This is a genomic window from Candidatus Cloacimonadota bacterium, assembly GCA_020532355.1.
GTDB lineage: Bacteria > Cloacimonadota > Cloacimonadia > Cloacimonadales > Cloacimonadaceae > UBA5456.
Genome location: JAJBBD010000301.1, coordinates 1 through 7,671, shown reverse-complemented (window position 1 = coordinate 7,671; position 7,671 = coordinate 1). Strand labels below are relative to the sequence as shown.

Sequence of the window (7,671 nt, the reverse complement as noted above, 5' to 3'; positions counted from 1 at the left end):
TCTTTGAGAGGATAAATGCGGTTAATGGGCATCAAGAGACTGCGACAATTATCAATTGCCGAGTTTAAGGATACTGCCAGTTTGGTTTTGATCCTGCTATCCGCTAATTTGACAATTCCTTCCGGTATACCGCAAGTGGAAACAGTTGTACGCCTGGGACTGAAAGCCAAGCCACTATCAGATTGAATAACTCTAAGCGATTGTAGAACGTTGAGAAGGTTATCCATGGGTTCTCCCATGCCCATAAAAACTAAGTTGCTGAGTCTTTCGGGATAGCAAATCTTGGCTGCGTGCATTATTTGTCCAACAATTTCATGAGTTTCAAGGTTTCTTTTAAAACCCATGGTTCCAGTTGCGCAAAAACTGCATAAGCGAGCACAACCAACTTGTGATGATACGCATAATGTGCGCTTTTTTGCAGTTGGGATTAGCACCATTTCAATCTTGTTTTGGTCATCTAGGTTTAGCAAAAATTTTGTAGTGCCATCCTTTGCTTTAGTAGTATGAGCAATACTGGGCAGCTTAAAACTGTATTCCTGTTCCAAAAAATCTATCATATCCTTGGGAAGGTTTGAAGCCATACGGGGGTCGAAATGCAATTTCTTGAACAGGCAATCACATAACTGATTGAAGCGGTAATCTGGGAAATATCCTTGTAAATGTTCCTTTATTGTATCAGGTTCGAGAGCAAAGATGTTTATTGACATGTTTCCAAATCTGGGATACTAATAATTTTTAATGTTGAAAACTCTTCTGGATCGAGTTCAATAATATTCTGATCGTCAGTAGTTAGATATATCTTATGAGCCAAAACATCTATGCGAAACACCATTGCCCTAGTATCTTTATAGCTTACGCAAGTACCAATAATTGGGTAGCCCTTACCTTCTTCAACGTAAAAGTCTTCTTCAAAATTTAGGCAACAAAGCAATCTCCCGCAGGGACCCGATATTTTAGAAAGATTTCCGGCAAGATTTTGGTCTTTTGCCATTTTAATAGTTACCTGATTAAATCTCTTTAAAAAGCTTGAACAGCAGTAGGGGTTGCCACACATGCCAAATCCCCCTAAGCGTTTAGCTTCATCGCGGCCAGTTGTTTGATGCAGCTCAATGCGGGTTTTGAAGATTGTAGCAAGCTCTCGCACAAAAGCTCTAAAATCGATTCTTCCATCTGCAGTAAAAAAGAACGTAAGCTTGTTACCATCGAATTGATATACAGTTTCAATCAACTTCATTTCAAATGAATAGCGCAGTAAAATGTCGTTGAACACATTAGTGGCTTTCTCCTCTTCATGTCCAAGGTTGTTGAGCTTTTCCAGATCATCAGCAGTAGCACATCGTCGAATCTTATATATTCTGCCATGAATATCCGGTATTTCTTTTTCATCTCTGGGAACAGCCATATGTACGATTTGAGCGATGTCTTCACCGCGTTCTACTTCTACAATTATGAGGTCTTCGGGTTGGATTGATAGCTTGTCTGGATTCAAATAGTATCCCATTCTTCCAGAACGAAACTCAACTTCTATGTATTCTTGCATTTATTCTCCATGAATTTGTTTCAATAGTTGCATTTCAGGTTCGCTGATACCTAAACTACGCCGAGCTTTCACGATGGCAGCAGTTTGACAGAAAGAATCGAACCTGTATTTGGTAAGATTCTTAGCATCTCCCCAAGAAAAATCTGCTATGTGGAAAGAGAAAAGATCAGATCCGTAAATATTTGCTCCGGTGCCAACAACAATTCCTGTATTTAGGCTAACATTAATCCCTGTTTTAACATGATCTCCCAATATACAGCCCATGAAGCGTGTCCCGCTGTCAACTTGCTCCTGTAATCGATAGTTATAGATTTTAACATTTTTGTATGTGTTTTTCAAATCGCTATTGTTAGTATCAGCGCCCATATTTACCCATTCGCCTATATAAGAATGCCCTAAAAACCCATCGTGTTGTTTATTGGAATAAGCCTGAAAGATACTCCCCTCAATTTCACCACCAATCTTGCATACTGGTCCCACAGATACTCCACCATAAATCTTAGCACCAATCTTTACTATGGTTTTCTTGCCGATATATACTGGACCAGTGATCACGCTGTTAGCCATTATCCGTGCCCCTTCATCAATAACAATGGGACCTTGTGATGCATCTAAAACCACGTTTGGAGCCATAGAAACATTTTCTGAAAGCCAGATATTATAAGGGTGTAATACGGTTACTCCCGGCTCAGTTTCAAAATAATTGTCTGCTCCATAAAACAGATTGTTAAAATCCCAAGCAATAAGCCGAGCATTATCGTGTACAATATCTGCTAAACTGCTGTATAGATAGCTTTGAATGGATATTTCTTTAAGGCTAGAGGGAAGAGGTTTGCCAAAATGATATTCTTTGTTACTGTTTATGGCTATGATGTCATCACCGTTTAATAAAGCACTTTCTTTGGGCAAGCTTTTTAATGTATCAATAAGGGATTCGTCCAGCTTGATTCTACTGTTCAGATACAGTTTTTGCCCGGGAGGTAATTGATTTATACTCCACTCAGGGTGTCGGCCTCGATAGAGTTTTTGCAAAAAGGGGTCTATAATAAGGTTATTAGATTCGGCACCAAAGATGTATTGCAATCTTTGGCGCATCTTCATAATACCACAGCGTAGGTCGCCAGTGCTCCGGATGTGGGTAAGCGGGTAAAAATCTGCCGTTTTAATATCATCGAAAATTATTATATGCATTTCTATCTCCTTTGGGAGGTCGTTTACCGTGCCATACAAAGAACCCAAACTGCCCCAGAATCATTGTAAATACAAGCATAAAAGTTTGAATAATCAACCAGACAGGATAAAAGCCTAGCATACGGGCAGTTATCCCAAATTGCTTGCGAGAATATGAGATCATGATGTGTTCGATAAGTATGCGGTAAAGAAATATGATTAAGCCCAATTTGAAGTTTATAAACATTAATACAATCCCGCCCCAATAAAGACATGCCATCGAAAACAGGATAAAGAAAAACTCGGGATTGAAATAGAGCTGATATTTCATATTAGAAGCCCAACGGCTACGCTGGTTAATAAACTGTTTCCAGCTTTTAACCGGATGGGTATAGGTAAAAGAATCTGCAGCGAAATTGAAGATAATTTTATGCCCTTTTCGTCGCATAAGCTGCATTAGATTTACATCATCCCCACTTATTAGATGCCAAATTTTGCTAAAACCACCCACATCTTCCCAGGCACTTTTTCGATAAGCTAAATTCTGTCCTATGCAAGCCCAACTTTTTCCTAAGGTATATCCACCGCCTAAAACCATGTATGTAAGGGCAAAATCCAAATGTTCATATTTTTGCAATATACTTGCTTTGTTCCATGCGGGTATAAGTGTTCGGGAATAACCTGCAACCATACTTACGTCGTCAGTGAAACATGATATCATGCTGGATATCCAGGTTTTGGGTACAATGCAATCGGCATCAGTAGTAAGGATAATATCCCCATCAGCCGCTACTATAGCTTTATTTAGGGCCAATTTTTTGGGAGAAACCACTCCATCTCTGCCTAAGGATTTTATATAGCGTACATTGTGCCCCTGTTCTATATATTTCTGCATGATTGTTTCTGTTTCATCTACCGAATGATCATCTCCAAATACTATTTCATAAAGATTTTTAGGATAATCCTGAGAGAGTAAGCTGGTCATCAAACGGGGGATATTATTAGCCTCATTATGGGCAACCACCACTACGGAAACCCTCAGTTTGCGATAGTTCTTTTCCTGCTTTAGTTTTTTCCAGCCCCAGTAGAAACGCACTACAAAAACAATGTATGTAATTGCTCCCGAAGCAATTAACAGAAGTAATATGCCATAAAGGAGATTGGCGATCACTACTATTCCAGTTCCAATTCGTCGTTATAGCCCCAGCGTGTGGGGTAAAAATTGAATTGCAATGTATCTTGCATTGCCGGTGGAGTGTTGTCTTCAATAAAATACTCTTCTATGCCCCCATCGTTGGCAAGGAATCCAGATTTTGGGTTAATTTTGCATGTTACAATTTTATCTGGTTTGCTAAAGCTGTAGCGCGAATCATCGCTCCGGGGGATTTTTCCATTATTATCCAGCTTAATACATTCGGTCATAATTTTTCCCCAAATTGGAGCACAAGAGGCACTGCCGGAAATATTAGCATTGCTGTCAAATCCATTCCAGATGCCTAAAGTAAACTCTTGGTTAAATCCAATAAACCATGCATCACGATGATCGCTGGAAGTGCCAGTTTTTCCAGCTACTTGCCAATGGTAATTATTTCTGGCTGCAGCACCGGTTCCGGAGGTAGTTACCGATTGCATCATACTAGTCATAATATAAGCTACTTCTTCGCTAGTAACCTCGCTCTTGGTTGTTATACCTCGCTCAAGTACTTTTCCATTGATATCTTCTACCCGTTCGATAAATACAGGACTTATTCTGGTGCCTCCATTAGGAAAAGTTGTGTAGGCAGATATCAAATCGATGGGTTTTACCTCGTATGAACCCAATGCTGCCGAGTAATCTGTTACCTTTCTTTTTATCCCAAAACGGTTAAAGGCATCAGTTAATGTATCCAATCCCAAATCAATGGCAGCCTTAACTGCCCAAGCATTATAGGAGTGGGTGAGTGCTGTGCGCATGCGAGTAAAACCGTAATACTTTCGACTGTAGTTTACGGGAGTCCACTTTTTGCCATCTCCGGCTATCAAAGAAATCTCGGCGTCATTTATTACGGTTGCGGGAGTGTAGCCCTTCTCGATGGCAGCAGTATAATAAACGGGTTTTATTGAACTACCCGGTTGTCGCTTGGCTTGAGTGATTCGGTTAAACTTGCTGTGTGCAAAGCTTCTGCCTCCAATCATAGTGCGAACGTATCCTGTTTTATTCTCTATTAGTATCAAACCACCTTGCAAGTAGTGCGTGGTGATATCAAAAGCATTTGAGTTTACATCGGCATATTTATGGGGATAGTTGTAGCGTTTTTCAATTCCAACAAGATAGTTGTTTAAAACACTATCGGCAAAAACGGTTAAATCTTGATCTAAGGTAGTATAAATACGCAATCCGCCCTCGAATAAACGGTCTGTGCCATATTTGCGTTCCAAATACAACCTGATATGCTCAATAAAGTAATCTGATGCTACTTGCCGAATGGAGCTACCTTTCTTTCTTAACGGCGCAGAAACAGCCAGTTCATAATCTGTATCCGTGATCACATTTGCATTTAGCATTCGTTCCAAAACGTTGTTTCTACGAGTTTTAGTGCGCTCTGGATGCTTGATGGGATGGTAGTAATTGGGTCTTTGTATCATGCCAACCAAAGTAGCAGATTCTGCCAGTGTTAGGTCTTTTGCGTGTTTGCCAAAGTAGTTTAGCGATGCTGCTTCTACTCCATGTAATTGACCACCCCAAAAAATCTTATTGAAATATATCTCAAGAATTTCATCTTTACTAAATTCCCTTTCGATTCTGAATGCCAACAGTATTTCTTTGATTTTGCGTGAAATTCGTTTATCCAAAGTAAGGAACATATTTCGCGCCATCTGTTGAGTAATTGTACTTGCTCCCTGCGAAAAATCCATTCGCATAACATCGATGGCCACGGCTCGGATGTTGCCTAATATATCAACTCCAAAGTGATTGTAGTAGTTCTTATCTTCTGTAATGATCAGGGCATCAATTAAATATGGTGGGAGTTCTTTGAGTGATACTAACTTACGCTTCTCGAACGCAAATAGATAAATCATTTTCCCATTACGATCGTATACTTCAGATCCGCTGCGCATAGTGAAATTACGCAGTTCACTGGTTGGAGGCAACCCATCCGAATAGAACCAAATAGTACCGAAAACTACACCAATGAGAATACATAATATTATTCCCAAGTATAGCATTAATTTCGGAGCTAATTTGGTTTTTTTGGATCTTTTCATATATAAGCCTTTATGGCAGGTATCCTTTCCTGAGTATAGTAGCATAAATATGCAGTTATTACACCACTAAACAAACCTAATAAGATTAAGATTGGTGTCAATACAAAAAGACTATCAGTTGTGATAATGAACTGTCTGGCGATTAACAACTGCCCCAAATTGTGGCTGATAGCCCCCAAAATGCTTATTCCGGTTAAACTCAGTCGAGGTCTTACAAAGACTCCCAAACTCATACATGTTACAGCCAAAACAGCTCCAGTCAGCGAGAGTAGTATTGCCGGACTCATCAAAGTAAGGGTTACAATGCCACCGATCAACGTTTTGGCTATAGTTACAGTATAAGCTTGCCATATATTTCGCCTCCAGACCAGGAAGAGCATGATAATATTTGCCAAACCCAAACGTAGGAAGGGAATTGGTAAGGTTCTTAAGATTAGATTTTCAAGTATGTAAAATACAGAGGCAGTAGCAGTTAAAAAGCCTAAAAAAGCGAAATGATTTGTTTTCATCAGTTCAAGAGAAGTATTTAAGAATAGTAGGATTGTTGCTATTCAAAAGATTTTTATAACTATCAAAACATAGCTGTTCACCATTGTTTATAAATAGCACTTTTTCGCCTAATTGTCCTATTGTTGAGATGTCGTGTGTGATTGTAATCATGGTAGCACTATTGTTTTTGATTATCTGAGTCATATAATACAATGTTTCATCTGCAGTTATGGGGTCCAAGCCAGAAACTGGCTCATCAAAAATGAGGTAATCTGGTTGATACACCAACGCCCGAGCAATGCCAATACGCTTACGCATTCCTCCGCTAAGTTCGGCAGGATAGAGTTTAAGGGTATGCTCTAAGCCGACCAAATTCAAACATTCTAAAACCCTATGCAAGATAAAATCCTCATTGGTCTCACCGCGTTCATACAAAGGCAATGCCACATTCTGGTATACCGTGAAAGAATCCAATAATGCCGCATGCTGAAAGACCATAGCAAATCGGCTTTTTACCGATGCCAGTTCTTCTTGATCGCAGTTATACAAATCTATTCCATCAATTAGAACGCTACCTTCGTCTGGGGGGTAAATACCTAAAAGACTTTTGATTAGGACAGTTTTACCACTACCACTTTTACCTATGATTACTAGGTTTTCTTTGAATGGCAACACAAAGTTAATTTGCTTAAGGATTACCCTCCCGGCAAGGCTAATTTTTAACCCCTTTACGGCAATCACCTTCTACTCCTATGTAAATAGAAACCACAACCAAACCAAGCGATTATAACGCCTAGCCAATTAGCCAAGAGATCGTATATCGATACATTTCTGCCGGGGATATAATGTTGATGACACTCGTCCAATACTGCCATTATCAGCATAAAAATGAATATGCCAATATTTATTCGGCTCTTGTCTTTTGCATTCAATCTGGCAATCAAGCTCCAAATAAAATATACTCCAAAATGTGCAAGCTTATCTATGCCAAAGAGGTTTATATCTGGGATCTCATTTGCAGGCAAAGAAGTAAGCGCCCATATTATGCACATCCATGCTGAAAATATTGCGAATAAGATACGGCTTTTCATTTTGTAATGCTTAGAATATCCCAGTTCATGCCAACAAAACTCTTTTTGAGTTTGGCTTTAAGGGGAAACCCATTTAGAGATATCCACAAGTTAAGTTTTACATCTGGGTTTAAAAAGTTAAACGTAAGCATATCC

General features: G+C 39.4%; 8 protein-coding genes. All 8 read right to left on the bottom strand.

Translation table 11 applies throughout. The features are described from left to right. Positions 1–707, bottom strand: a 707-nt coding sequence (locus LHW48_10415; GenBank protein MCB5260860.1) for a radical SAM protein, incomplete at its 3' end; no start/stop codon positions are given. Continuing rightward, entirely contained in the window at positions 698–1,540 is an 843-nt protein-coding gene (locus LHW48_10410; GenBank protein ID MCB5260859.1) for a Tpl protein, read from the bottom strand. The genes LHW48_10415 and LHW48_10410, both read right to left, overlap by 10 nt. Next, positions 1,541–2,731 (bottom strand): hypothetical protein, encoded by a 1,191-nt coding sequence (locus LHW48_10405; GenBank protein ID MCB5260858.1) that lies wholly within the window; start codon positions 2,729–2,731, stop codon positions 1,541–1,543. After that, positions 2,709–3,881, bottom strand: a complete 1,173-nt coding sequence (locus LHW48_10400) for a glycosyltransferase (GenBank protein ID MCB5260857.1) — start codon at positions 3,879–3,881, stop codon at positions 2,709–2,711. Before LHW48_10400 ends, LHW48_10405 begins: the two co-directional genes overlap by 23 nt. A 2-nt stretch (positions 3,882–3,883) precedes the next feature. After that, complete coding sequence (locus LHW48_10395; protein MCB5260856.1) at positions 3,884–5,956, bottom strand: PBP1A family penicillin-binding protein; 2,073 nt, start codon at positions 5,954–5,956, stop codon at positions 3,884–3,886. Next, positions 5,953–6,465 (bottom strand): Gx transporter family protein, encoded by a 513-nt coding sequence (locus LHW48_10390; GenBank protein MCB5260855.1) that lies wholly within the window; start codon positions 6,463–6,465, stop codon positions 5,953–5,955. The genes LHW48_10395 and LHW48_10390 overlap by 4 nt, the downstream gene beginning before the upstream one ends. Positions 6,466–6,469: 4 nt before the next feature. Then, positions 6,470–7,186 (bottom strand): ATP-binding cassette domain-containing protein, encoded by a 717-nt coding sequence (locus LHW48_10385; protein MCB5260854.1) that lies wholly within the window; start codon positions 7,184–7,186, stop codon positions 6,470–6,472. Beyond that, the gene (locus LHW48_10380) at positions 7,183–7,497 is read right to left on the bottom strand and encodes a VanZ family protein (GenBank protein MCB5260853.1); all 315 of its coding nucleotides are present in this window, start codon (positions 7,495–7,497) and stop codon (positions 7,183–7,185) included. Before LHW48_10380 ends, LHW48_10385 begins: the two co-directional genes overlap by 4 nt. Between the last annotated feature and the right edge of the window lie 174 nt (positions 7,498–7,671).

Excerpts from the sequence above, each read along its gene's own strand:
- LHW48_10405 (MCB5260858.1), bottom strand. The coding sequence starts at position 2,731 with ATGCATATAATAATTTTCGATGATATTAAAACGGCAGATTTTTACCCG.
- LHW48_10380 (MCB5260853.1), bottom strand. The coding sequence starts at position 7,497 with ATGTGCATAATATGGGCGCTTACTTCTTTGCCTGCAAATGAGATCCCA.
- LHW48_10395 (MCB5260856.1), bottom strand. The coding sequence starts at position 5,956 with ATGAAAAGATCCAAAAAAACCAAATTAGCTCCGAAATTAATGCTATAC.
- LHW48_10390 (MCB5260855.1), bottom strand. The coding sequence starts at position 6,465 with ATGAAAACAAATCATTTCGCTTTTTTAGGCTTTTTAACTGCTACTGCC.
- LHW48_10410 (MCB5260859.1), bottom strand. The coding sequence starts at position 1,540 with ATGCAAGAATACATAGAAGTTGAGTTTCGTTCTGGAAGAATGGGATAC.